The organism is Mesorhizobium ventifaucium (genome assembly GCF_935822925.1).
Classification (GTDB): Bacteria; Pseudomonadota; Alphaproteobacteria; order Rhizobiales; family Rhizobiaceae; genus Mesorhizobium; species Mesorhizobium ventifaucium.
Genome location: NZ_CAKXZS010000001.1, coordinates 148,860 through 174,033, shown reverse-complemented (window position 1 = coordinate 174,033; position 25,174 = coordinate 148,860). Strand labels below are relative to the sequence as shown.

23 protein-coding genes and 4 pseudogenes are annotated in these 25,174 nt (G+C 59.7%); 19 read left to right on the top strand and 8 right to left on the bottom strand.

The window, feature by feature from the left end; genetic code table 11:
- Window positions 1-456: 456 nt before the first annotated feature.
- Entirely contained in the window at window positions 457-654 is a 198-nt protein-coding gene (locus tag NMG70_RS00810; RefSeq protein ID WP_254022775.1) for a hypothetical protein, read from the bottom strand.
- 10 nt (window positions 655-664) lie between these two features.
- Window positions 665-1,726, bottom strand: a complete 1,062-nt coding sequence (locus tag NMG70_RS00805; protein WP_254022774.1) for a hemin-degrading factor — start codon at window positions 1,724-1,726, stop codon at window positions 665-667.
- A 322-nt stretch (window positions 1,727-2,048) separates the two neighbouring features.
- Between NMG70_RS00805 and NMG70_RS00800 the strand changes: the two genes are divergently transcribed.
- The 16 genes and pseudogenes from NMG70_RS00800 (at window position 2,049) to NMG70_RS00725 (ending at window position 18,198) form a co-directional block, all read left to right on the top strand.
- Window positions 2,049-2,369: a HesB/IscA family protein gene (locus NMG70_RS00800; RefSeq protein WP_077378924.1), complete on the top strand. Its 321-nt coding sequence runs from the start codon at window positions 2,049-2,051 to the stop codon at window positions 2,367-2,369.
- 178 nt (window positions 2,370-2,547) lie between these two features.
- Window positions 2,548-3,765 carry a cysteine desulfurase NifS gene (gene nifS, locus NMG70_RS00795; RefSeq protein ID WP_123150873.1) on the top strand — a complete coding sequence of 406 codons (1,218 nt, stop codon included), beginning with the start codon at window positions 2,548-2,550 and terminating at the stop codon, window positions 3,763-3,765.
- A pseudogene (locus NMG70_RS00790) lies at window positions 3,762-4,112 on the top strand (hydroxymethylglutaryl-CoA lyase-like TIM-barrel protein); the annotation flags it as partial. The gene nifS and the pseudogene NMG70_RS00790, both read left to right, overlap by 4 nt.
- 338 nt (window positions 4,113-4,450) lie before the next feature.
- Window positions 4,451-4,831 carry a nitrogenase stabilizing/protective protein NifW gene (nifW, locus tag NMG70_RS00785; RefSeq protein WP_123150874.1) on the top strand — a complete coding sequence of 127 codons (381 nt, stop codon included), beginning with the start codon at window positions 4,451-4,453 and terminating at the stop codon, window positions 4,829-4,831.
- A gap of 180 nt (window positions 4,832-5,011) precedes the next feature.
- Window positions 5,012-5,860, top strand: a complete 849-nt coding sequence (locus NMG70_RS00780; RefSeq protein WP_123150875.1) for an electron transfer flavoprotein subunit beta/FixA family protein — start codon at window positions 5,012-5,014, stop codon at window positions 5,858-5,860.
- 18 nt (window positions 5,861-5,878) lie between these two features.
- Entirely contained in the window at window positions 5,879-6,988 is a 1,110-nt protein-coding gene (locus NMG70_RS00775; protein ID WP_254022773.1) for an electron transfer flavoprotein subunit alpha/FixB family protein, read from the top strand.
- 11 nt (window positions 6,989-6,999) lie between these two features.
- Complete coding sequence (locus NMG70_RS00770; RefSeq protein ID WP_254022772.1) at window positions 7,000-8,307, top strand: FAD-dependent oxidoreductase; 1,308 nt, start codon at window positions 7,000-7,002, stop codon at window positions 8,305-8,307.
- Between the two features lie 12 nt (window positions 8,308-8,319).
- Window positions 8,320-8,619: a ferredoxin family protein gene (locus tag NMG70_RS00765; RefSeq protein WP_008878188.1), complete on the top strand. Its 300-nt coding sequence runs from the start codon at window positions 8,320-8,322 to the stop codon at window positions 8,617-8,619.
- 257 nt (window positions 8,620-8,876) lie between these two features.
- Window positions 8,877-10,571 carry a nif-specific transcriptional activator NifA gene (gene nifA / locus NMG70_RS00760; RefSeq protein WP_254022771.1) on the top strand — a complete coding sequence of 565 codons (1,695 nt, stop codon included), beginning with the start codon at window positions 8,877-8,879 and terminating at the stop codon, window positions 10,569-10,571.
- A gap of 518 nt (window positions 10,572-11,089) precedes the next feature.
- On the top strand, window positions 11,090-12,571 hold the full coding sequence (gene nifB, locus NMG70_RS00755) for a nitrogenase cofactor biosynthesis protein NifB (RefSeq protein WP_254022770.1): 1,482 nt from the start codon (window positions 11,090-11,092) through the stop codon (window positions 12,569-12,571).
- Between the two features lie 32 nt (window positions 12,572-12,603).
- Window positions 12,604-12,798: a 4Fe-4S dicluster domain-containing protein gene (locus tag NMG70_RS00750; RefSeq protein WP_077378901.1), complete on the top strand. Its 195-nt coding sequence runs from the start codon at window positions 12,604-12,606 to the stop codon at window positions 12,796-12,798.
- 90 nt (window positions 12,799-12,888) lie between these two features.
- Window positions 12,889-13,209, top strand: coding sequence for a nitrogen fixation protein NifZ (locus NMG70_RS00745; protein WP_254022769.1), 321 nt, complete (start codon window positions 12,889-12,891; stop codon window positions 13,207-13,209).
- Window positions 13,206-13,418 (top strand): putative nitrogen fixation protein NifT, encoded by a 213-nt coding sequence (gene nifT, locus NMG70_RS00740; RefSeq protein WP_040594248.1) that lies wholly within the window; start codon window positions 13,206-13,208, stop codon window positions 13,416-13,418. The genes NMG70_RS00745 and nifT overlap by 4 nt, the downstream gene beginning before the upstream one ends.
- Window positions 13,419-13,456: 38 nt before the next feature.
- A complete protein-coding gene (locus NMG70_RS00735) occupies window positions 13,457-14,341 on the top strand; it encodes an SIR2 family NAD-dependent protein deacylase (protein ID WP_254022768.1) in 885 nt (294 codons plus the stop codon).
- Between the two features lie 90 nt (window positions 14,342-14,431).
- Complete coding sequence (locus tag NMG70_RS00730; RefSeq protein ID WP_254022767.1) at window positions 14,432-16,294, top strand: ABC transporter ATP-binding protein; 1,863 nt, start codon at window positions 14,432-14,434, stop codon at window positions 16,292-16,294.
- On the top strand, window positions 16,294-18,198 hold the full coding sequence (locus NMG70_RS00725; RefSeq protein ID WP_254022766.1) for an ABC transporter ATP-binding protein: 1,905 nt from the start codon (window positions 16,294-16,296) through the stop codon (window positions 18,196-18,198). The genes NMG70_RS00730 and NMG70_RS00725 overlap by 1 nt, the downstream gene beginning before the upstream one ends.
- A gap of 693 nt (window positions 18,199-18,891) precedes the next feature.
- Here NMG70_RS00725 and NMG70_RS00715 read toward each other — a convergent pair.
- A pseudogene (locus tag NMG70_RS00715) lies at window positions 18,892-19,020 on the bottom strand (sugar O-acetyltransferase); the annotation flags it as partial.
- A gap of 61 nt (window positions 19,021-19,081) precedes the next feature.
- On the opposite strand from NMG70_RS00715, the pseudogene NMG70_RS00710 reads away from it, so the two are divergent.
- Window positions 19,082-20,150: pseudogene (locus NMG70_RS00710) on the top strand (integrase core domain-containing protein).
- 303 nt (window positions 20,151-20,453) lie between these two features.
- Here the strand turns inward: NMG70_RS00710 and NMG70_RS00705 are convergent.
- Window positions 20,454-20,897, bottom strand: a complete 444-nt coding sequence (locus NMG70_RS00705; RefSeq protein ID WP_254022765.1) for a hypothetical protein — start codon at window positions 20,895-20,897, stop codon at window positions 20,454-20,456.
- 4 nt (window positions 20,898-20,901) lie between these two features.
- Window positions 20,902-22,038 carry an ImmA/IrrE family metallo-endopeptidase gene (locus tag NMG70_RS00700; RefSeq protein WP_254022764.1) on the bottom strand — a complete coding sequence of 379 codons (1,137 nt, stop codon included), beginning with the start codon at window positions 22,036-22,038 and terminating at the stop codon, window positions 20,902-20,904.
- Here NMG70_RS00700 and NMG70_RS00695 point away from each other — a divergent pair.
- Window positions 22,032-22,532: a hypothetical protein gene (locus NMG70_RS00695; RefSeq protein WP_254022763.1), complete on the top strand. Its 501-nt coding sequence runs from the start codon at window positions 22,032-22,034 to the stop codon at window positions 22,530-22,532. The two genes, NMG70_RS00700 and NMG70_RS00695, sit on opposite strands and share 7 nt — an antisense overlap.
- A gap of 13 nt (window positions 22,533-22,545) precedes the next feature.
- Here the strand turns inward: NMG70_RS00695 and NMG70_RS32785 are convergent.
- Together NMG70_RS32785 and NMG70_RS00690 are read right to left on the bottom strand one after the other, a co-directional pair.
- Window positions 22,546-22,593, bottom strand: a pseudogene (locus NMG70_RS32785) (excalibur calcium-binding domain-containing protein); the annotation flags it as partial.
- 27 nt (window positions 22,594-22,620) lie between these two features.
- Window positions 22,621-23,274, bottom strand: a complete 654-nt coding sequence (locus NMG70_RS00690; protein WP_254022762.1) for a thermonuclease family protein — start codon at window positions 23,272-23,274, stop codon at window positions 22,621-22,623.
- A gap of 666 nt (window positions 23,275-23,940) precedes the next feature.
- On the opposite strand from NMG70_RS00690, the gene NMG70_RS00680 reads away from it, so the two are divergent.
- Window positions 23,941-24,135 (top strand): hypothetical protein, encoded by a 195-nt coding sequence (locus NMG70_RS00680; RefSeq protein WP_254022760.1) that lies wholly within the window; start codon window positions 23,941-23,943, stop codon window positions 24,133-24,135.
- A gap of 692 nt (window positions 24,136-24,827) precedes the next feature.
- On the opposite strand, the gene NMG70_RS00670 is transcribed toward NMG70_RS00680, so the two are convergent.
- Entirely contained in the window at window positions 24,828-25,016 is a 189-nt protein-coding gene (locus NMG70_RS00670) for a DUF3606 domain-containing protein (RefSeq protein WP_254022758.1), read from the bottom strand.
- Window positions 25,017-25,174: the final 158 nt, after the last annotated feature.

Here is a 25,174-nt window from a genome sequence, read left to right as displayed (position 1 = left end):
CGATGGCGATCGCCTTGTCGGGCATCTGCTGGTAGCCGGAGAAATCCTCGACCGCACTGGTCGCACCGGCAACCCAGCGGTTGACTGCTGTGTTGGTGCTCTTGGCAAGAATCTTAGCCGCGCTTCGCCGATAGCGCGAACAGGATGCGCTAAGCGTTCTTTGATGATGCGGGCTGCCGTGTTCAGCTTTGCATCCGTCTCGGACGCTAGCTTTTCGGGCTTGGCATTAGGCGCGAAGGGCCCTTGCCGGCGAAGGATAATTCGATGATGCCTTTGTGGAGGCCGTCCTCTGGAAACTTGACGGAGGGACCAATCGACTTCACTTCGACCAATTCCTCCCGCCCGCTGCCGTACAGGGCTGGGATGTTGGACAATTGACCGACAATATGCCCTTCCGCGGGCAGCTGATGCATTTGCCTACATTGGGCTGCTTTACCGCGGAGTTCCGGTTGTGGCTCATCGCAAGGGAGCAATGATGCGATCCTCGCCAGGCGCGATGGCGCCCTCGGGAATGGCGCCTACGATCGAGGCGATCCGCGGCGGGCCGCAAAAGACAGCTGTGCCCTCGTTGGCCGCCTCGGCAGGCAGACTGGTGGTCAGCAGAATCCAGAGTAGCGGCGCGGACGCCGAGCGAAACCGGAAATCAATATGCATCGGCCTCACCTCAAGCGGCGGTTGAACGTTGAATGCGCGGCAGGTTCTCGGCCAGTAGCCGCCAGTCGTGGCGCTCGGGTTCGCCTTCCTTGCGCGTCCCGAAGAACTGGATGATCATCTTGCCGTTAGCGCCATAGGCTTCGAGTGACGTGACGTGACCGTCCCTGGTCGGCTTGCGCACGGCCCAAACCTCACGGATGTGGTGGGCCCTGAGATGCAGGTGGAAAGTCTCGTCGAGCACATTGATGCAAGGCCCGATCTGCTTGACCGACTTGATAGGGCCGGAATGAATCTGGATGCAGCCACGATTGCCGACGAAGCACATGATCGGCATCTCGTCCTCGGCCGCACGATGGAACATGGCGCCAACGGCAGCATTGTCGAGCAGCCAGGCGTAATCCTGGCCGACCATGCGCACCGCCTGGCGGCGGCTGAGGTTCAGGGCCTTCAGCATGCCGAAGAACTGGTGCACGTCGGTCAGCCGACTCCAGTGCTCCCGTAGGTCATCGACCGTAGCGGCTTGGTCCGGAATCCTTGCGTCATTTTCGGCTGACCTCCCCTTAACCGACACGATCGGCTCCTGGTTCGAGGATTGGAGCTCGTCTGTCAGTTTTTGATAGGCATAGAGGTTGGAGAACGGTCTCAGATGCACCTTGTGCACTGCCTCGCCTGCGGCGTCGAAGAATTGCAGGCTGCGGTGGATCTCCCCGCCATCGCGAGTCTCGACGGCAAAGCCATGTGCCCACAGGTTCGGGAAGATGCGCAAATCAATGTCATTGCCGAGCACCATGGCGTGATGCTTGCCGGTGAACACCTTATCGTAGATGCCTATCTTCTCATGCACGGCACTGGCATTGCGGGTCAGCGCCATCACCTCGCCGACCGCCTCGAGACCGGTTAGCACATCATTAACGCGTGGCTCGATGCGCACCGTGCCAAAACCGCAATGTGCCGCGAAAAGCTCCGCTTCCGAAATGCCCAATTGGCCGGCGAGATCGCGGTCGCGGATTTTGGGGCTGTCTTCGCGTGCCCGCCGGATTCTCTCCGGCGAAGGTTTCTCGCGCTGGTGCATGTCTTCACCCCTGCTTGCGCATACTATCGGTCGGGCGTCTTCGCCCTCGCCAAAAAGAGCTCAAAAGTCGTGCCAATTGCTCGAAGCGTCTCGGAAACCCGGCTTACGAGCCAGTTCAGAGGGAACTTGAGCCCACCCCCTTTGTGGCTGTCTCGACAAATCCGACAATACGTGTCGGTTGCCCAACGCCTTCGCGGCAACAGCCGAACCAGAATCGTCGCCGCGTTGGCGATGTCGCACTGTCCGGAAACGATTTTTTCCCATTGGCACGGTCTATGCACGGTGATCCGCGAAGTGTCACGCACCGAGGAGAAAGCGAGCGATGATTACGCTCACCGACAAGGCCGTTGCCGCCGTCAAGACCGCTCTTTCCGCCGCTAGTGAGCCGGCAGAAGGCTTTCGCATCATGGTCGAGGCCGGCGGCTGCTCCGGCTTCAAATACTCGATGGGCCTGGAGAGCGTCCCGCGCGAGGGCGACGCGATCATCGAGACAGATGGGATCAAGGTGTTCGTAGACGCCGGCACCCAGCCGCATGTAGCCGGCATGGCCGTCGACTTCGTCACGGGTCTCGAAACCTCCGGCTTTGTCTTCGACAATCCGAATGCGAGCGGGAAGTGCTCCTGCGGCAAGTCCTGTAGTTGATTGCCGAAGAAGGAGAGAGTGCGCCTGAGGTGAGCTTGTCGGTGCGATGGCGGCCCAATCTGCGCCAATCTGTGGGGCACCTGCACCGCTTCTGGATCGTCTCCGCCAGCAACGGCATGCGCAAGGCTCGATGCAACCGGGTTGCGCCTCCCTTCCGCACCATTGAGGACCACAGCCCATGAAAGTTGTCTATCTCGACAACAACGCAACGACACGGGTCGATCCTGAAGTCTTTGAAGCGATGTTGCCGTTGCTTACGGATCAATTCGGCAACCCTTCGTCGGCGCACGGTTTTGGCGCCCTTGCCGGTGCCGCGCTGAGAAACGCGCGGCGCCAGCTGCAGGCGCTGATCGGCGCGGAGTTCGACGACGAGATCACCTTCACTTCGGGTGGAACGGAAAGCGACAATGCTGCCATTCTTTCGGCGCTCCAGGTGATGCTTGACCGAACAGAGATTGTGACTTCCGCCGTCGAACATCCGGCCGTTCTGACGCTCTGCGCGCATCTCGAGGAGACGCGCCGCGTCAAGGTGCACAGGATCCCGGTGGATTGCCAGGGCCGGCTTGACATTGACGCTTACCGGGCCGCGCTCAACCCGAACGTGGCAATCGTCTCGATCATGTGGGCCAATAACGAGACTGGTACGATCTTCCCCGTCGCCAAGCTCGCCGAATTGGCCAAGGAAGTCGGCGCCCTTTTCCACACTGATGCCGTGCAGGCAGTCGGCAAGCTCCCGATGGACCTGAAATCGACCGCTATCGACATGCTGTCGCTCTCCAGCCATAAATTTCATGGACCAAAAGGGGCCGGTGCACTTTTCGTCAAGCGCGCTGTGCGCTTCCACTCCCTGATCAAAGGGGGTCACCAAGAGAGCGACCGGCGTGCGGGCACCGAAAACACGCCCGGCATAGTCGGGCTCGGCATGGCAGCCGAACTCGCCTTGAAATTCATGGATGAGGAGACCCCACGGATAAAGTGGCTCCGCGACCGGCTGGAGAACGGGCTTGTCCAGCGTGTCCCAAACACCTTCGTCAACGGCGATCCCCTGGAGCGCTTGCCGAACACCGCAAGCATCGGCTTCGAGCGTATCGAAGGCCATGGAATCCTGCATCTCCTCGACCGCAAGGGCATCGTCTGTTCCTCGGGCTCCGCCTGCACCTCCGGCTGTGCCGAGCCGAGCCATGTCCTGAGCGCGATGAAAATGCCATATGGGGCGGTCCGCTTCTCTTTCGCGCGTGACAACGACCAAGAAGACGTGGACCGGGTGCTCGAGGTCTTGCCTTCAATAGTGGAGAAGCTGCGCGACGCTTCGACTTCTGAGCCGGATAGCCGGGGTGCCGAAGACCTTCATTGCGTTCCAGGTCTAAGCGGCAGAAGAACCGGCCACCATTCATGATCAGTCAGGTCTTTCTCAACGATACGACCCTGCGCGACGGCGAGCAGGCACCCGGCGTTGCCTTCACGGTGGCGGAAAAACTTGCGATCGCCGAGTCGCTTGCGGCAGCCGGCGTGCCTGAGATCGAGATCGGCACGCCGGTCATGGGCGCCGACGAGAGCGACGCAATTCGCGCCGTGGTCGCGCGGAGTCTCCCGGTGCGGCTCACGGCCTGGTGCCGGATGATCTCACAGGATCTCGATGCAGCGGTCGAGAACGGCGTCCGCGCCGTCAATCTTTCGTTGCCCGCATCGGATATCCAACTTGCCGCCAAGCTCGGCCTCGATCAGGCAAGAACGCTCCAGCTTCCGCTGTCCTATGGGCTATGACGCCCAAAACCTTGCGGAGATCAAGGCGCGCAATCCGGCCGCAGCCGGCCCGTCTTCTCATTGGTGCTGGCGGCAAGACCTCGGTCGGGGCCGAGCGCAAGGTCGAGGGCCAATGCAGAGATAGTCGAGCCCATCCCGCTCGCCCAGCGCTGCGGGCATTGGCGCCCGTGCGCCACGCCCGGCCTGGGCACCGGATGCCCAGTCCTGTCGACGAAGCGATTGCCTCGCTGACTCAGCGCATTTCGTTTACCAACCGCGGATTTCGCGACTGCAAAACAGAGCGTATCTGATCCCACAGTGCAACAAGGGAGAATGCAATGAGTTGTTTCGCTGACAGACGTCCCATCGATTTCACCAATATCCTCACGCGACTGAAAGGCCTGTCGTCCGCGGAGGAGTTCTTCGCTGTCCTTGGCGTCTCGTATGATCCGAAGGTGCTCAATGTTTCACGGCTCCATATCATGAAGCGTATGGGCCAATATCTTGCAGAGGAAGATTTCTCCGGTCTGCCCGACCAGGTGATCGCCGCGCGCGTCTGCGCCATGCTGGAACGCGCCTACGAGGACTTCGCGGTTTCCTCGCCGCTCACGCATCGGATTTTCAAGGTGCTCAAAGACCACGATCCGGACAAACCTCACACGCCGGGCCGGACATTCGTTCCGTTCGAATCCGTCCTGAAGCGGTTCGGCAGGGAATAAGTGCGACATTGTTGCGACGCGACAATGTCAAGAAGCCGACAATTCGGGCATCGCAACGGCGCCTTCAGAAATGACCAGCCGAATTTCAGGGAAAAGAGGCCGCAAAACACTTGGCACAAATGATGCAGCCAAGAACTCGCACCGCCGGCCCGCATCGGGATAACAGCGTAGAGAACGCCAATGCACATCGTCGTCAGCATCAAGCAGGTGCCGGACTCGGCTCAGATACGGGTCCACCCGGTGACGAACACCATCATGCGCCAGGGTGTGCCGACCATCATCAACCCTTACGACCTATTTGCCCTGGAAGAAGCACTCAGGCTACGCGACGCTTATGGTGGGGAGGTCACAGTGCTCACTATGGGTCCACCCATGGCAGAGGACTGCCTGCGCAAGGCGCTCGGCTACGGCGCTGATCGCGCGGTGCTTTTGACCGACCGCTATTTTGCCGGTTCCGACACACTGGCGACCTCCTTTGCTCTTTCCCAGGCAATCGCGAAGATTGGCGAGACATTCGGCCCGCCGGACGTGGTCTTCACGGGCAAACAGACGATCGACGGCGACACCGCCCAAGTCGGGCCCGGCATCGCCAAGCGTCTCGATCTCTTTCAACTCACCTATGTCGCGAAAATCGCCTCCATCGATCTTGCTGCCCGCGAGATCACGGTCGAGCGCCGTTGCGAGGGCGGCACCCAGAAGCTCAAGAGCAGGCTGCCTTGCCTCATCACGATGCTGGAAGGCACAAACGAGATGCGCCGGGGCTCGATCGAAGACGCCCTGTGTGCCGCGCGCAGCCGGATTGTGAAATGGAGTGCGGCCGAGGCCGGCATTGAAGACCTCACCAAATGCGGCTTGCGTGGCTCGCCGACCGTCGTCAAACGCGTTTTCGCCCCTACCCCGCGGTCGGAAAAGGCGGTGCAAATTGACACCGCCGAGAAGACGCTGCGCGATCTCGCCGACGAACTGATTGGTGCAATTTTCACCCGCCAGCCGGCACTGGAACCGGAACTCGCCTTCGAAGCCGCGTGACGGCAAGGAGCAGACCATATGTCGAGCGCGAACCCAGACACCCCTCGCCCGCCCGCCGGCCGTGCCGGGATGAAGAAGGAGCTGCCCGAGCGTTTCAGGGACTATCGGCACGTTTGGGTTTTCATTGAGCTCGAACGCGGCCAGGTCCATCCCGTATCCTTTGAACTGCTTGGTGAGGGCCGCAAGCTGGCGGACAAACTTGGCGTCCAGCTCGCGGGCGCTGTGCTCGGACCGCCTGGAGAAGCCACCCAGAACGCAGTCGCCGAGGCCTTCGCCTATGGGGCCGACCTTGTCTACTTCGTTGAGGCGCCGCTGCTCGCCGACTATCGCAATGAGCCTTTCACCAAGGCAATGACGGATCTGGTTGATACTTACAAACCCGAGATCCTGCTTCTCGGTGCGACCACGCTCGGCAGGGATCTCGCCGGTTCCGTCGCGACGACCTTGCTGACAGGGCTAACGGCCGACTGCACCGAACTCGACGTGGATGCCGACGGTTCACTCGCCGCGACCCGTCCGACTTTTGGGGGTTCCTTGCTATGCACGATCTACACGCTCAATTACAGGCCGCAGATGGCGACGGTGCGACCGAGGGTCATGCCCATGCCGCAGCGGGCACACAGAGCGATGGGGCGTGTCATCGCGCACGAGCTGTCACTAGCCGAGGATGAAATCGTCACGAAAGTGCTTGGGTTCCTTCCGGATAGCCAGTCCGGGACCGCCAATCTCGCCTATGCCGATGTGGTGGTTGCGGGAGGACTCGGTCTCGGCGGGGCGGAGAACCTGCAGCTTGTGAAGAGTCTCGCGCGAGCGATCGGCGCCGAATTTGGCTGTTCGCGGCCGCTGGTCCAAAAGGGCTGGATGCCGGCCGATCGACAGATCGGCCAAACTGGCAAGACAATCCGGCCGAAGCTTTACATAGCGGCCGGTATATCCGGCGCCATCCAGCACCGCGTGGGAGTTGAGGGAGCCGATCTTATCGTGGCCATCAACACCGACCCGAACGCGCCAATTTTCGATTTCGCTCACCTCGGTATCGTCACCGATGCGGTTCGCTTTCTGCCCGCACTGATCGAGGCCTTCACCCGGCGGCTTTCGCCGCACAGTCGCGACAAGCTTGCGAGCTAAGGGAGTTGGAGATGATCAAGGAAGAGTTCGATGCCATTGTCATCGGCGCCGGCATGTCCGGGAACGCAGCTGCCTACACTATGGCAAGCGACGGCTTGAAGGTACTCCAGTTGGAGCGAGGTGAATATCCGGGCTCCAAGAACGTCCAGGGCGCCATCATGTACGCGAACATGCTGGAGAAGATCGTCCCGGATTTCCGGGATGATGCACCGCTCGAGCGGCATCTGGTTGAACAGCGGCTCTGGGTGATGGACGAGACCTCCCACACCGGGATTCACTATCGGTCGGACGACTTCAACGAGGTGAAGCCCAACCGCTATACGATCATTCGTGCCCAGTTCGATAAATGGTTTTCACGCAGGGTGCGCGGGGCCGGCGCGACGGTTCTGTGCGAGACGACGGTGACGGAACTCGTCCGCGACGCCAAGGGCAAGGTGATCGGCGTCCGCACGGATCGGGCCGGCGGAGCGATCTACGCGGACGTAGTTGTTCTTGCAGAAGGTGTCTGCGGGTTGCTTGGCACGCGGGGCGGTCTGCGCAAGATGCTGAAGCCGGAAGCGGTGGCACTCGCAGTCAAGGAGATGCATTTCCTGCCCGAAGAGGTCATTGAGCAGCGGTTCGGGGTCAAAGGGAGTGAAGGCTGCGTGATCGAGGCAGTCGGCACGATATCCCACGGCATGGCCGGGCTCGGGTTCCTCTACACCAACAAGGAATCGATCTCACTGGGTATCGGCTGCCTCGTCTCGGATTTCGCCGCGAAGATGGAGAGCCCTTACGCCCTTCTCGACGCGCTAAAAAACCATCCTTCGATCCGGCCGCTGATCGCCGGTTCGGAGGTGAAAGAATACGCGGCGCATCTCATCCCCGAAGGTGGCTACAAGGCTATTCCGCAGCTCTTTGGCGACGGTTGGGTCGTTGTCGGCGATGCCGCGCAATTGAACAACGCCGTTCACCGTGAGGGTTCGAACCTCGCCATGACCTCCGGTCGCATTGCGGCTGAGGCTATCATCCAGGTGAAAAGACGCAACGATCCGATGACCAAACGGAACCTCGCCCTTTACAAGACAATGCTGGAGAAATCCTTCGTAGTCAAAGACCTGCGGAAATACAAAGACATGCCAGCTTTACTCCACACCAACGCCCGCAATTTCTTCACGACCTACCCGCGGCTGATGTCGCAAGCCGCGCAGAACTTCATGCGTGTCGACGGCACGCCAAAGATCGAAAAGGAAAAAGCGACCACGGCAGCCTTCATCAAGGCGCGCTCGCGGTTGGGGCTGGTCAGCGACGCGATCCGCCTGGCATTGGCGTGGCGGTGAGGCACTGACGACATGACGAACCCAGGGACAAAATTACGTGTCGAGGACAAGCTTTACCAGAACCGCTATCTGGTGGACTCCGGCCGTCCGCATATAAAGGTGCGACCGCACAAGCAGCCAAGCGCGAATCTGCTCGCGCTGACCCGCGTCTGTCCAGCGAAATGCTATGAGTTGAACGACAAAGGTCAAGTTGAAATCACCGCCGATGGCTGCATGGAGTGCGGCACCTGCCGCATTTTGTGCGAGACCAGTGGCGAGATCGAATGGAATTATCCGCGCGGTGGCTTCGGTGTCCTCTTCAAGTTCGGATGATCGGCGTTCGCACCGTTGATGGGTGTGCACCTGTGTACTCCTGACGTTACGACCGAGCGCCAACCTTTGCTTGCACCATATCGCAAAAGGGAGGATCGGGTGAACACTGTGCTTCCAGAATTGAAAAGGAAAAGGCGCTTGGGAGGAGCACCCTGGACCACAACCGCTGAGGTGTTTCCATGGCTCACATACGGCCGGATGATCGGGTCAACGGAGTAGGATCTCGAGACACCCTCCGCGAGCCGTCCAGCGATGCGATGTCCCAAGCTGATGTCTGGCTCAGGGGAATCTACGAGATATCGAAGGCCCTGACCGCTCCCGCCCGGCTGGACATTACGCTTGCCAATGTCGCGAATATACTCCCATCTTTTGTGCAGATGCGTCACGGAGCAATCGTTGTACTGGACGCTGAAGGTGAGCCGGAGATTGCCGCGAGTGCTGGCAACCCCGATACCGCCCGATCAGGCACTCACCCCACCATACCACAGGCCGTAGTGGACGAGATCGTCGCTACGGGGACGCGGCTCGTCATACCTGACCTCGGCACATCCGAGCTATTTCAGGATGACCTTGAAACTTATCCAAGCGGCAATTCCCTCCCAATTGCCTTCATTGGCGTCCCGGTGAAGGCTGAGCATAAGATCCTTGGCATGTTGTCGATCGACCGCGTAAGAGACAGCGCCACCGGCTCCCGCTACGATGAGGACATAGGATTCCTGACGATGGTCGCCAACCTGGTCGGCCGAACTATTCGCCTCCATCGCGCCCTGACTACGGATCGTGAGCGGCGCGTCGATGAGCAATGGATACCGGAGAATTCGCGCGATGAGGACAGGACCGACCCCGTCCCCCACCCGCCTGTCAAAATGGACGGGATCATCGGGGAAAGTCCCGCTCTTAAGCAGGTGCTCGAAACCGTCTCCATAATAGCAAGGACGAATTCCACCGTGCTTCTGCGTGGCGAAAGCGGAACCGGCAAGGAATTTTTCGCGCAGCTCATCCATAAGCTTTCACGCCGGAGGAGGAAGTCTTTCGTCAAATTGAACTGCGCCGCCCTGTCGGAAAGCGTTCTGGAGTCGGAGCTGTTCGGGCATGAAAAAGGTGCCTTCACAGGGGCAATTTCCCAGCGCGCCGGCCGTTTTGAACTGGCAAACGGGGGAACGCTTCTACTCGACGAAATCGGCGAGATTTCGCCTGCTTTTCAAGCCAAGCTGTTACGCGTCTTGCAGGAAGGCGAACTGGAGCGTGTTGGCGGTACCAAGACGCTGCAGGTCGACGTGCGACTTATATGCGCCACCAACAGGGACCTCGAGACGGCTGTCGTAAACGGGGATTTCAGGGCCGACCTTTATTATCGCATCAATGTGGTGCCAATCATCCTGCCTCCGCTCAGAGAGCGACCGGGGGATATTCCTCGCCTTGCGAACGCCTTCCTCGAACGATTCAACAAGGACAACCATCTCGAACTCGCCTTCGCGCCGTCGGCGCTCGAGTTTATCTCGCAATGCTACTTCCCTGGTAACGTCCGCGAATTGGAGAACTGCGTGCAAAGGACGGCCACGCTAGCGCGTTCCAGGACAATCGCTCCGTCGGATTTTGCCTGCAACAATAACCAATGCCTGTCTTGGCTCCTCTGGAAAAGAGCCGATCATTCGCACAGCGGCAATACCGGCGACGAGCGCACTCGAAGCAACATTACGCCCATTGGATCGCGGATCCCGGCCGGGCGCTTCGGCACCGCACAGGACAACGTATTACCTCATACGGCCGCCCCTCCAAACGATCCTGCTTTTCCTGCAATAGGCCCGCGCCTGACGGAACGCGACCGGCTGATCGACGCGATGGAGAAGGTCGGCTGGGTTCAGGCCAAGGCCGCTCGTATCCTCGGCGTGACGCCGCGGCAAGTCGGATACGCTTTGCGCCGACATGGTATCGAGGTGAAGAAATTCTAGCGTTCTCTCATGACGTCGAGAACAAGACCACACACTGCGCCAGCTACGCGAGAATCCGTCCGAGCGCGAGCCAAACCTGCGCGAGGCGTCTGACGATCGTCACACCCTTCATCGCGGCGACGCCGGGCCTTTCCCGGCGTCTTGACGAGCGTAAAGGGGACGCACCGACTCTCCCAACCCGAACCATGCCGACACAGGGATCCGGCGGCAACTTCACCACGGACGAGTTCGCCGTCGCTGAGACCTACATCTTCGTCGGAGACCGGTCGAGAAGGTTGTGCCGAGGCGATCACCAGTGAAGGATCGACACGGGATTTCTCTTTCGAAATGATGTCCGGCCGGAGTCGTCTTCCTCACGTTCTGCGCGTAGCCACTGTCGGAAGTCCGACAAAGCGATGTCGGAGCAACGCCTTGTTATCCGACGCGAAAAGCCAATTCGTGATCATAGTGCCAGCTTTTTGAGTTGGCATTGCGCTTGCGTTTTGAACTGCGACGTTAACCCGCAACGGAGCCGTTCGATGTCCGCACCGGTAATTTCGGTTGAGAGCCTGACCGGCGCAAGGTTCTCCGACCAGTTGCTGGCGAGCGCGAATTCGGGTGGCTGCGCATCTTCCTCCTGCGGGTCGTCGACAAGGCCGGACGATGTGGATCCGGCTATCTGGGACAAGATCAAGGATCACCCGTGCTTTTCAGAAGAGGCGCATCACTATTTCGCGCGCATGCACGTCGCCGTCGCGCCGGCCTGCAATGTCCAGTGCAACTACTGCAATCGCAAATATGACTGCGCCAACGAAAGCCGGCCCGGGGTTGTCTCGGAAAAGCTGACGCCCGATCAGGCGGTACGCAAAGTTATCGCGGTCGCCAACGAAGTGCCGCAGCTTTCCGTGCTTGGCATCGCCGGACCGGGCGATGCCTGCTACGACTGGGAGAAGACGAAGGCAACGTTCGAACGCGTCGTCAGGGAAATCCCCGACGTCAAGCTCTGCGTCTCTACGAACGGGCTCGCGCTGCCGGACCACGTCGACGAGCTTGCCGACATGAATGTCGATCACGTGACGATCACGATCAACATGGTCGATCCGGAAGTCGGCGCAAAGATCTATCCCTGGATCTTTTACGACCATCGCCGCTACGTCGGCGTCCAAGCCGCCAGGATTCTGCACGAGCGGCAGATGCTGGGGTTAGAGATGCTGAGCGCGCGCGGCATCCTCACCAAAATCAATTCGGTGATGATCCCTGGAGTGAACGACCAGCACCTGATTGAGGTGAATAAGTGGGTCAAGCAGCGCGGCGCGTTCCTGCACAATGTCATGCCTCTGATTTCCGACCCGGCGCACGGCACGTACTACGGACTGACCGGGCAGCGCGGTCCAAATGCAATGGAGATGAAGGCTCTTCAGGATCGTCTTGAAGGCGGCGCCAAGTTGATGCGCCACTGCCGGCAGTGCCGGGCAGATGCCGTCGGCCTGCTGGGTGAGGATCGTGGCCAGGAATTCACACTCGACCAGATTCCCGGCGAGCTCACCTACGATGCCGGCAAGCGCGAAGCCTATCGAGAGCTGGTCGCGGACGAGCGCCGTGATCGCTTGGCGGCCAGGAGCGAAGCGATCGGAATGGTCAAGACAACGAGCTCCGGCAAGTCCCTCCTCGTTGCGGTGGCGACTAAGGGCGGCGGCCGCGTCAACGAACACTTCGGCCATGCCAAGGAATTCCAGGTGTATGAAGCGTCGCCGATAGGGATCAACTTTATCGGGCACCGCAAGGTTGAGCAGTATTGCCTTGGGGGTTGGGGCGAGAACGCCACTCTCGACGGCGTCATCGCTGCGCTGGAAGGCATAGACGTCGTGCTTTGCGTCAAGATTGGAAATTGCCCCAAGGATCAGCTCGCGGACGCCGGTATCCGAGCAACCGACGCTTACGGCCATGACTATATCGAAACGGCAATCGGCGCGATTTACGCCGCCGAGTCCGGCGTCCCGGCACTCGCGGCGATCGCCTGAGCCGTCTCATTCCACCCGAACCAGGAGGCAAAATGGCTTTCAAGATTATCGCATCCCAATGCACGCAATGCGGCGCCTGCGAATTCGAATGCCCCTCCGGTGCGATCAAGTTCAAAGGCGAGAGCTACGTGGTCGAGCCGCAGAAGTGCACCGAATGCGAGGGGGTCTTCGATACGCAGCAATGTGCCTCGGTGTGTCCGATGCCGAAGACCTGCGTTCCTGCCTGACTCCAATTGCGCGGTACCGACACAGGCTGTCTCTGGGGAATGCCTGAGCGCCTCTTCGAACTGTAGCCTCAAAAGAACAAGGAACCGGCCATGTGGCTCGCACGCGAACAGGAGGTCGAAATCCGCAGGCCTCCCCAATTTAGGCCGGGAGAGCGGGTCCGTGCCACTCGTCACGTTAGGAATGACGGCACCTATCCTGGCAGGGAGATCGGCGAAAATCTCGTGCGCAAGGGCGAAGAAGGTTACGTGCGAGACATTGGCACGTTTCTCCAGCAGTTCTTCATCTACGCGGTCGAATGGATCGACCGTGGGACGGTCGTCGGCATGCGAGCGCGTGAATTGACGAGCCTCGACAAAGCCGACGCTCCCTGCAGTGCCGAAGAAAACGCCAATAAAGGAACGGCCGCATGAAAGTAATGATCCGCAGGACCGAGGCCGGGTTGTCGGCGTATGTCCCCAAAAAGGATCTCGAGGAGCCGATTATCAAGTTCGAGAACCAGGACCTGTGGGGCGGGGTCGTAACGCTCAGGAACGGCTGGCGGCTCCTCCTTCCCGATCTTCCGCCGCATACGCGGCTGCCGATCACCGTCGAGGCAAGGAAGCTTTCCGACGGGGACTGATGCCGCCCGTCAATGAGAGGCGTCAAGAGGAAACGAGCATGAACACGATCCCGACCTCGGGCCACCTAGTCGTCGTCCGGGACAGTTTTGCCCGAAAGCTGCTTGGGCTGGCCAGACGAGCATTAGTCTCCGATCAGGTGATCCCGTATCTCGGTCCGGGTCTCCTCCGGCTCAGCTCTGCTGAGCCGCCTGTACCGTGTACCCCCGAAGCCGTTGCCGAGGCACTCAACACGCGGGCGCCAGCCCCCTCGAAGATCCGCACCAATATGTGGTCGGTCGCGCAGTTCATCGAACAGCGCCGGCATCGCCGCACACTTCAAGCTTGGATGACTGATATATTTGCGGGGCCGGCGGCGCCGAGCATCCTCCACGCCTGGCTCGCAAAACTCCCGCTCTCCCTCATCATCGACAGCTGGTACGAAGGCGCCATGCGCGCGGCGCTGGCAGAGGCCGGCCGAACCGACGTCGTCGAGATACAAGGCGTTACACGGGCGAACGAAGTTGGCGACATTTGGACCAGAACTTACGACTTGTCGGGAAGGGAACTCGAGGCTGGAGCAGCGACAAAGACGGTTCTCTATGCGCCACATGGCAGTATTAGGCCGGCCGCAAATTTCCTCATCGCCGATTCCGACTATGTCGAAGCCCTGACTGAAATCGATATCCAGACGCCTATCCCTGACGTGGTCAAGGAACGACGCGTCGACCGGGGCTTTTTCTTCGTCGGCTGCCGCTTCAATGATCAGATGCTGCGCACTTACGCCAGGCAGATCATGAAGCGCTCAGAAGGCCCCCGTTACGCGATAATGGACGGGCAAACGCTGACCAGAAACGAAGCCCGTTTCCTTGCGGCAAGCGGGATCACGGTGATTGACATGCCAGCGAGCGAAGCCGTGGCGCAACTCGCCGGATCAGCGTCTTGAGCCGATGGTGGCCTGGATCAACTTGAGGACGCCTTGATGTGAGTCGACCGGCTTGCTTCCGAAGGCCCAAAATTAAGTCGGGGACACTCCGTGGGCAGTGATGCTGTTGGCACGACCTCTCTCAAATCGTCCGCGCATGTGAAAGCGGCCGGGTGGGGCCGGGGCTTGAGCACGCTGCTGCGCATGACGCGAATGAATTTGAGGCACCCGTGGCAGGTCGCGCTAGCTATCGGATCGACGATCATAGCCGTGATCCTGCAGTTGCTAATTCCCCGGCTTCTCGGCTGGGCTGTCGACCAGACCCAGGTGGCAATCGGGAGTGGTGTCACGGGGACGGCTGCAGAACAAGCGCTATGGACTCCGGCTCTCCTGCTTCTCGCCGCGAGTACGCTACGCGGCCTCTTCACGATGGCGCAAAACTATTTTGCCGAAGCCGTCGGGCATCACGTCGCATATGAACTGCGGCTGGCTTGTTACGATAAGGTCCAGCGCCTCAGCTTTTCCTTTCACGACCGGGTGCATTCAGGCGACCTGATCACTCTCGGCATCCTCGATCTCGACGGCGTGCGGATGTATTTTTCCACCGTCCTGGTTCGCTTGCTTCTGCTCACTATGCTGATCGGGATCGGCGCCTACATGATGATCTCAACCGACTCGGTGCTCGGTCTCATCGCGCTAAGCTTCGTGCCTTTCGTAGCCTGGCGATCGTCGGTCACGCAGCTTAAGCTACGCGTCATCTGGCTCGACCTGCAGGAGCGGCTTTCCGTCCTAGGCCGCGTGATGGAGGAAAATCTCGCGGGCATCCGCGTTGTCCGGGCGTTTTCGGCACAAGCCTATGAAATGGTAAAGTTCGACCGCGCCTCGAAAAACGCGCTCAAACTCGCCCACGAGCAGGTTGACGTTTACGTGCCCAATACGTCGGCAATGACCCTGGCCTTCTTTTTCGCCATGGGGTTGGTCCTCTGGATCGGTTGCAACAAGGTCATCGCCGGCCAGATCAGCCTTGGGACGCTCACGATGTTTCTGGCCTTCATGACGATCCTGCAAATGCCCGTCCGCCAGATCGGTCTGATGGTCAACGGCTTCGCCCGCGCCTACACTTGCGGTTCGCGCCTCTTCGGTCTGCTCGACCAGGACATCACGATCAGGGATGCTTCCACCGCCAGACCGCTTGAAATCGGGGAGGGCACTCTGCGCTTCGACAATGTCTCGTTTGCATATCCCGGCACCGGAAACCGCGCCATTCTGAAGAATATCACCTTTAGCGCCCGTAGGGGCGAGACGATCGCGATCGTGGGTCCGCCTGGTTCGGGAAAATCGACAATGGCTCACCTGATCCCCCGCTTTTACGATGTCACTGGGGGCACCATCATGCTTGACGGGCAGGACATCCGCGGGGTTACCCTCGCCACGCTTCGCCAGGCGGTCGCCGTCGTACAGCAAGATGCATTCCTGTTCACTACCACCATCGAGAACAACATCGCCTATGGCGACCCCTGGGCGAAGGAACAGCGGATCGAGCGAGCTAGCGAATCCGCCCAGTTGCACAATTACATTCTTGGCCTCCCCGCGGGCTACAAGACGGTCGTCGGCGAACGTGGCGCCTCTCTCTCTGGCGGCCAGCGCCAGCGTCTCACCATGGCTCGCACGATGATGTTGCGCCCATCAATCGTCATTTTCGACGACTCAATGGCCGCGATCGACGCCGCCACAGAGCAGCGCATCCGCGCGGCGATACGGCGTTTCGCCAAGGATAGGGTGACGATCATCATCGCCCACCGGCTGAGTTCACTCAAGCACGCCGACCGGATTCTGTTTGTCGACAACGGCGAGATCGTGGAACGCGGCACCCATCAAGAGCTTTTGGCCAAGCGAGGACGCTATAAGGCCCTTTATGATCTTCAGTTGCGCCCGGGAGATGACATTGCGACCACGTTTGGAGGCGCGCCCTGATGGCCAAGCGGCACGCCAACGAACTCGAAATCGAACCGAATGATAGCGGTAGACGCCCTCCGCGCGCGGTCGTCGGGTCCCATCGCATCGAGGAGGAGATCTTTGGCCGGGCTTTCGACAAGAACATCATTCGCCGCATATGGGCCTTCGTTCGTCCCTACCGAGCCATGGCGGTCGTCTCGCTTGCCGCATTGCTGATTTTCACTGGCACGCAGCTTCTCATCCCGCTGATCATCCGCTACGCGATCGACCACGCCATAACTCCGGCAGGCGCCGATGCCTCCGCCCTCCTTGAGGCCGCCGTCGCGTTTGCGCTTGCCATTCTGGTTAATTTCGGCGCCGCCTACGCGCAAGAAACCGTGGTAGGGAAAATGGCCGAGAACGTCCTCTTCGACATCCGCCGCGCCATGTTTGCCCATCTGCAGAAGGCATCGCTCTCCTTCATGGACAAGACCGAGGTAGGACGCCTGATGTCTCGCCTTCAGGGCGACGTCAACTCTATCCACGAATTTCTCGAAAACTCGATCTACTCCGTAGGCGACATTGCGCTTCTCTTCGGCATCATCTTCGTAATGCTGTCGGTCAACTTCAGCCTCGGCTTTCTGACGCTCTCGGTCTTGCCGGCCCTGTTGATTATCCGCATCGTGTGGCTGCCGCGTGCCCGCGAGGCCTTCATGGCTGCACAAGAGACCAATTCAGTCGTCAACGGCGCATTGGCCGAAGCGATTCAAGGCGTCCGAACCGTCCAGTCCATGGACCGCCAGTACGTCAACTACGTATTGTATGACGACAAGGCACATGCCGACCTCACGACTCACCTGACCGCTGCCAGGTATGCACAGGTCATGGTCCCGATCGTCGATGGCCTCACCGGCCTCGCCATGGCTGTCGTCATTGTGGTCGGCGGCTCCATGATCATGAATGGCCGCGTCGATGTGGGCGTATTGGTTGCCTACATATTCTATATCCAACGCTTCTTTGACCCAATTCGCTCACTAACTCTGCAATATTCCGTCATGCAGCGCGCAATGGCCTCCGGCAAGCGCCTGACCGATGTGCTCGACGTCAGGATCGAGATCCAGGACAAACCGGATGCCAGGATCCTTGCGCCCGAAATGGACGGCTCGGTCGAGTTCAGGAGCGTCACGTTCGGGTACGATCCCAAACAGCCGGTGCTGAAAAACGTCTCTTTCCGGGTCAATCCCGGCGAGACGGTCGCCTTGGTCGGGCCGACCGGCTCTGGTAAATCGAGCGCGATGGCCCTCGTCCACCGCTTCTATGATGTTCAGCAAGGCCAAGTGCTGGTTGGCGGACATGATGTGCGCGATCTCACCCAGGAATCGCTCGGCACTCAGATCGCTATGGTGCTGCAGGAGCCGTTTCTGTTCACCGGGACGGTTTTTGAGAATATCCGCTACCACAAGACGGAAGCCACGCGGGAGACGGTGATCGAGGCCGCCAAGCTGGTCGGCGCCCACGACTTCATCATGAGACTTCCCGACAGGTATGAAACCCAACTCGGCGAACGCGGCGGCAACCTTTCTCTCGGTCAGCGCCAGCTTGTCAGTTTCGCCCGCGCTCTCGTCGCAGACGCCAAGATCCTTGTTCTTGACGAGGCCACCGCCAGCATCGACAGCTACACGGAAATGGTGATCCAGAAGGCTCTCAGAAAGCTCCTTGAAGGCCGGACTGCGCTTGTCATCGCTCACCGTCTCGCCACAATCCGTGGTGCCGATCGCATCATCGTGCTTCAGAACGGCCAGGTTATTGAGACCGGCAACCATGAAAAACTGATGGCAATGGGCGGGCTCTATTCCAAACTCTACAATCTGAACTACTCGTCATTCGACGACATTCCCGAAGAGGAAGCCGATCCGACCGGACAAGCCGCCTCTCGTACCTGATGCTCCTTGAGAGCCGTATCTGACCGTCCAGGGGCACCGGCGAAAGCGCGGACAGCGATTGCGCTAAATCCCGGGCGGCCATGGGAACCTGATCATCACCGGCCAGACCGGAACCGGCAAGTCGTGGCTGGCCGGCGCCTTCGGCCGGCAAGCGGCAGGGCTCGATCGTTTCGGTGCTCTATGTGCACGTGCCGCCCTGTTCGAGGATTGCGCTCGCCCATCCCAGTGGACGCTTCCCACGCCTTCGACAAATTCACCCGCGCAACTACTCGTCCTCGATGGCTTCGAAACCCAATCCCTTACCGAGCAACAGCGCTCGCATCTGTTCGAAATCGCGAGGAACGATATCGCCGCACCGCCCAGGTCCCGGTGGCCAGATGGCACGACCTCATCGCACCTTCACCGTCGCCGACGCCATTCTCGAACGGATCGTGCAAACGCACACCGCACATCGCATGGTGCTCCAGGGCGACAGAATGCGGAGAGCAAAAAGGCCGCGCCCCTAAACCGGCCTCAAACCGGCGAAAGCAACCATCCGTGAACGCAAAAGGCACCCAAGGACGGTCGCCGCCAAACTGCCCGGAGATTGGCGAAACACTGTCCGGCTTTTGCGAAATGCGCATCGATGCCCAATCGGCACAGTTCACCAGGCAACATGGAGCTCCAGGTTTAGCGTCGAACCGCCTCACCAAATCATCTTACCCGAGCCGGACTTCCCATGACCTTCGCCCCTGCGGGAACATCTCGAGTGACCACGCTGCCAGCGCCGACGGCCGCATCATCGCCGATCGTGACGCCCGGCAGAATGATTGCTCCATTGACCTGCCACGGGTAATTTCCTCCATCTGAGATTAGAGTCCGGCCTCGATTGAAGGACGGACTGATGAAGAGAAAGCGGCTTACGGAAGAGCAGATCATCGCGGTTCTGCGTGAGCATGAGGCGGGAGCAAAGGCGGGCGACCTGGCGCGCAAGCATGGGATCTCCGAGGCGACGCTGTATAACTGGAAGGCGAAGTATGGCGGGATGGACGTCTGCGATGCCAAACGGCTGAAAGCCTTGGAAGACGAGAACGCGAAGCTGAAGAAGCTGCTCGCCGACCAGATGCTCGAAGCGTCGGCACTGCGCGAGTAGGGCCGCCGCCAAGCGCGAAGCCGTCGCGCATCTGCAGGCCGTCATGGGCGTGTCGGAGCGTCGGGCCTGTTCCTTCGTCGGTGCCGATCGCAAGATGGTCCGCTATCGGTCCCGGCGTCCGCCGGAGACGGAGCTGCGCACAAGGTTACGCGACCTCGCCAACGAGCGCCGCCGCTTCGGCTATCGACGCCTGTTCATTCTGCTCCAGCGAGAGGGCGAGCCATCAGGGATCGATCGCATCTACCGGCTCTACCGCGAGGAGGGCCTGACGGTGCGCAAGCGCCGGGCACGGCGACGAGCGGTCGGCACGCGGGCGCCGATCCTGGTTGAGGCGAAGCCGAACGCGCGCTGGTCGCTGGACTTCGTCCATGACCAGTTCGCCTGCGGGCGGCGGTTCCGGGTGACCTGATCGCCCGACGCGGCAAGCCGGAGTTGATCGTTTCCGACCACGGCACAGAGTTCACCTCGAACGCCATCCTCGCCTGGTCGAAGGATCATCGCGTCGAATGGCACTACATCGCGCCGGGCAAGCCGATGTAAAATGGCTACGTCGAATCCTTCAACGGCCGAATGCGCGACGAGCTGTTGAACGAGAGCCTGTTCTTTGGCCTCGACCACGCCCGCAGTGCCATTGCCGAATGGAGGCAGGCGCGAGGCCGCATTCCTCGCTCGGCTACCAGACCCCAGCGGCCTTCGCCGGAACCTCGCCGCAACCGGCTCCGACGCTGCGCTCAATGAAGGCTTCGCGTCTCCGCCGGTTGCTCAAACCAGGCCATACGGCGTAACAGAAACGGCCGAGGCTCTAATCGCCACCGGATGAAAGTTCAGTGGCAGGTCACTTGAGGCTCTTATAGCCGGTCTTGCGCGAGATGCCGAAATCCCGGCACAGCACCGCCATCTTCTCTCCATCCAGAACCCGCGCGACGAACTTCAGCAGCTCATCCATTTGGCTACACTCCTTCCAAAGCACCCTTGCTCTCCTTGCAAAGGGCCGAAAGTATAACCCATGGCTCCGGAATGAACTGTCACCCATCTCTCGGGAAGGGCACAGTCGTTTTGCTGGGCTTTCGAGCAAATCTGCCACTTGGTCCCACACCAATCTCCCACACAGCGCCAAATGCTGCTAGAAGCTGGTGACTTCCATAAAGGGGACTTTCAGGGCGGCACAGAGGCTTCTCATTGACGAGGAGTGGAGTCCGTTATCGCCGGATACAAGGTGGCATGGCGGCTTAGCACCATTTTGCGCACAATGGACGAGCGCTATGACGGGGACCTTTTCGTTTGCGGCAGCGTTTAACCGATGCCCTGAGGTCATAAAGATTTCATTGAGTGCGCCAGCGGCGACGTATACATCGGAATCGAGTTCGACAATTTCGATGTCCGACTCCAATATTTCATCGGCCAAGCTTTTGTCGAAGATGCGAATCTGGTCGAAAACCTCTTTGGGTACCGCAATGCGTTCGACTGTGGCTCGTTGGAACAGAGCGGCTTTCAGGTTTCCGCCAGCTTCGCTAAAATAGAGACATGCCTCTAGATCCAGCACAAAATTGATGCCGCTATAGGCCATGCCGTTATGGCCCCAGCCGGTTAACACCGATGGCGGCGATCTGCTTTATCGTACTTGGCTTCAGATTGGTGAGCCGGTACGCATCGAACTGAGAGATTGCCTTACTGTCGACGGCGGCAGTGAGCATGTTAGGCAGAAGATATCCGAACCTGGCAATCTGCGAGCTGATCCCACCGCCCCCGCTGGTTTCCTCACCTTCATCTTCTTCTTCGATCATGGGGATTTTAGACGGCAGCGTCGCAGACCACGCCCCGTAAAAGCCTTTGCTCAAGTCCAGATCAGAGACGCGTAAGGCGCTCGCCTGCTTACTGGCGCCAAATCGTCTGGAAAGGATATCAACGACGGCCCTGGGATCCCTTCCCGCGACCCTTTTGTAGGCTTGGGAAAATTCCTCTGCAGGCATCATGACCGAGGCAGTTACCGAGTTGCAGAATCTTTCAACCTGGTTGTTGAGAATGGCCGGGTCCGAAACTCCCGTTTTGCCAAGGAGCACATGCACTACTTCATGCATCAGTGTGAACAGCTTGGTAGCGGGCCGCTGTCCGGTTGTGTTCACGAAGATGATAGGAAAGTCACCGGTGGGAGAGTAACAAAACCCACGGAACGGGTCCGCTACCCTATCGCAGAGCACGATGATGCCTTTCCGCTCTAGCGATACACGCGTCTCTCTGAACGTCAGGGTCGGATCTACCGATCCGTCGGGGCGATGGACGGGGACATAGAGCGATTTCAGTAGCTTTTGCGCGGTCGACTGCTGATTGATGGTCACGCTATTCGTATTGGCGAACTTGGTGCAGTCTTCGAACGCTCGGTCCGCCAGGTAGGCGGCGATAGAACGAGCGCGCGCGATTCGCGTCAGTCCTGCCGATGTAAGAACCGCTGGCCTGTTATTGGCGGTGCGAAAATCGGGCATATTGGCGTCGATTTTTACGTTTTTGGCGAACAGGAACTGGACCGGTACAGCCAGAGCGGAGGCAAGTGAGAACGCCACCCGCTTGCTCACATCGGTCGGGGTCGTTTCAATTTCGGTCAGCAAATCTGGTCGGATATTCGCCTCAATCGCGACCGCTTCGATTGACAATCGTCGCGCGCCGCGGATGCTTTCGACGGCCGAAGGTCGGGGGGTAAGTTTCAATGGCATCTCAGTCGCTCGCAACAGAGTGTTTTCGGCTCAATGAGTTTTCCGGACTGCTTCAACTAGCATTCGGATTAAATTTGGCGCTGTCGATTTTCAAAGAGCTAGCAATTGTCCCTCGAGGCCCTCTTGCACGCCAGATCGCGGCAATCGAAACGTTAATCGCATCAAGAAAGGTGAGAAACCCCTCATCAGCCGGCAGCCTTCGGGCACGTTTGGAATCGGCAAAGCGAGAGATCGTAATCAATGACGATAGCTTGGCCACCTGGGTAACGTGTTGCGCGGCCGTCACATGCTTGTTCGGGCTGGCGGCCCTATATTGGTCGTTCTACGCTGCGGTGGACCAATCTTGCATGGGCGAGCCGCTTGCTCTCTTTACGACCATTGTGCATTTCGTTCCCCTCCCATTGGCTATTCTAATCCTCTACGCCAGAGCCCATTTTGTCTATAAAGACGTTTGGCAAAAGATCAATTTGCTTAAGCAAGATGCACTCGCATAACACTTGGCTGCCTCTAACACAGCGTCTCGCATGCCCTTCCGTCGCCATCGCGGTCCAGCCTGCCACCCCACGGACAGTTGCTGAGATACTACTGGGCTTCATCGCATGAGCTGATTTTCGAGCAAGTCCGCCGCGGCTGGCACGAGTAACTTTGCACTACCTGTCGGCTGATGATGCCGAGAGGCTGGCTGACGGCCGGTCGGGCATGGTCCGCTTGCTCAACGCGCCAATCCCATGGCGCCTCGAACTCGCCAGCCCAAAGACCGACCTTCGCCGCCTTGGCCTTCGCCTGCTGCCCTGCATAGCCGCCTTGGCTGTAACGGGGCCAGTCGAGCGCCTGGCCGTTCTCCACCAGCCACGAGGCAACGCTTTTCCCGTCGGCCCGCGAGCAGTCGGCAAGAAAGCGGCCGTAGCGGTCCCAAGCGACAAAAGTGCACCGGACCGGCCTCGAGGCTGCCAGGAAGGTGTCAAGGGCGGCGGCGGACTTCGCACCGCACTGGTAGCGGAAGCCCTTGGCGTCATCGCACTGTTGCGCGGCCTCCGGGGCGTCGATTCCACTGAAACGAATACGCTGTCCGCGGATTTCGATCGTATCGCCGTCGATTACGGAAGCAACACCCGCTATCGGAGCGGGAGCCGGGCCGATCCATTTCACTGCTTCTTGGAAACCGTCGGTGTGCTGCAGGAAGTACTGTGTCGCGAATGCGGCCACTGCCGCGATGGTCACATACACCAGCCGCATCGGCACGCCCGAGAGTAGTCGCGCACGATACCGCCTTAAGCCAGCGCGCTTCCTCCACTGGCCAGACCGATTACTATATCGAGATTTTGTCCAAGTCCCCGCTCCCTCGGGAACAATGCGTTTTTTGCTCCGGAGAGTCCAGTGGGCCTTCACGGTCGCGCGGACAGGTCCGTGGCAAGAGCGTTCGGCTTCGTGGTCATGAAGCCATTGACCTCGTGGTCGCCGGGACCACCTTCCTGGGCCTTGCGCACCCCCAACAAGGAACGCGACGGCCCACCCGATCGTTGACGTCTTTTGGTCGAGCGGCCGTCATGCCATCCACCTCGATACGCAAAACGGAATACGATCCGGACAGCAGAATCCTTTCGGTGTGGCTCGTCGCCGGCGGCAAACGATACGAGTTTGAGGACGTCCCACCGGAGACCCTTTGCCGCGTTCAAGGCCGCGTTTGCCAAGGGCCGCTTCTTCAACGACCACACATCCGCAATCACTTCCGCTACCGTCTGGTTGGCCCCGCGGTCGACTGAGCAGCATCTGCGGAATCTTTTGGCAATGAGGCGGCTCATTCATCGCGGCTCCCCGGCAGCCCTTTGCGAGGCAAGGTCGGACATCGGAACGAAAGGCGGATTCGCGAATTCTACTGCTAGATAATCGGAATCGTCGCCCATGAGGCTCGCGACCCTCCACCTTGAAACTGCGAGATACGGCGATGTATATCGCGCCGAAAGGCTCGCGCGGCTGAGGCAGCAAATGATCCGGCACATCAAGCGCACTGACGCCTCGGCTCAAAAAGTCGAGCAAGCGCTGACTATTTTGGCCGAAGCAAACGCACCCATGGACCGGCTCGCGCGGCATCAGTAGGGCCGCGCCTATGTGCGCTCACGCCCGACGACGTAGGGAACGAGGCTGCTGCCAAAGAGGAGGGGCTGCTACGCTCCTCTACTCTAGCGCTCAATACTTCCAACCGCCGGTTGGTAGACGCGTCCCGACGGCGTGCATAGGTTTTCGGTTCACCGGGCACACTACCCCCGCCCACACCCCTGTGCCTGGTGAACGACTTCGAAGTCTCGCCCGCCGTGCCGAAAGGTGCGGCGGGCTTTTTTTGTTGTCCGAGATATCCTGAATCATATTAGTTGCGCAGAATGTTTTTGCCGGAGGGGGTGGTATGCCGATTAATCGAAAGGCTAAAGAATTTGGCGTCTTCAGTGCATCCGAAGTAGCTACGCTGGGCCGCGTGTTCGACCGGCTCAAGAGGGAGGGCGACTCCGAACATCTCCGTGAGGCTCTCGCGTCCCGGATCCTGGCAAATTATGCGGCCGGTATCACTGACGAGGACAAACTTGTCTCAGCGTCAAAGCTGCCGTTGGGTCGGTAGGCGCAACGCAAATAGGCCCTGCTTTCACCGCCTTTTTCGAGCGGAGGCCATCGATCCCGCGCATCGCGCTGGCTACTCATGAATCGAATTCGGCAGGAAAAGAAATGCTCTCCCTCATCCTTCACGGGTTCGCCGTGTCGCGTGCCAGTGATCGGCGGCCCCAGGTCGGAAAATTTGGTCATTGAGTCGGCAATGCCTTCGCGGCCTCAGTCAGAGTTGCCCGATCGCTGCCGTGCTCGCGGATAAGCTCGCGCACCTGCTCCGGCGTGATGTTGTTCTGCAGAGCGAAAAACCTCACCTCATAATCATCGTCCGCCGACACCTTGTTGCGATCCCGAAGATCGCGCTTGCTCTTATCATCCGCCATTTCGTCCTCCTGGTGGATTTCGATTAATGGGAACGCTGGCCGGCATATTTTGTTTCCGCAGCCCTGCGGAATCACGTTCCGTTCACTCTGGCTAATATAAGCCTGGTGCCTAGAATCGAATAAGTGCGTAAAATTGTAAGTACCGGCGTCGGCCGGCT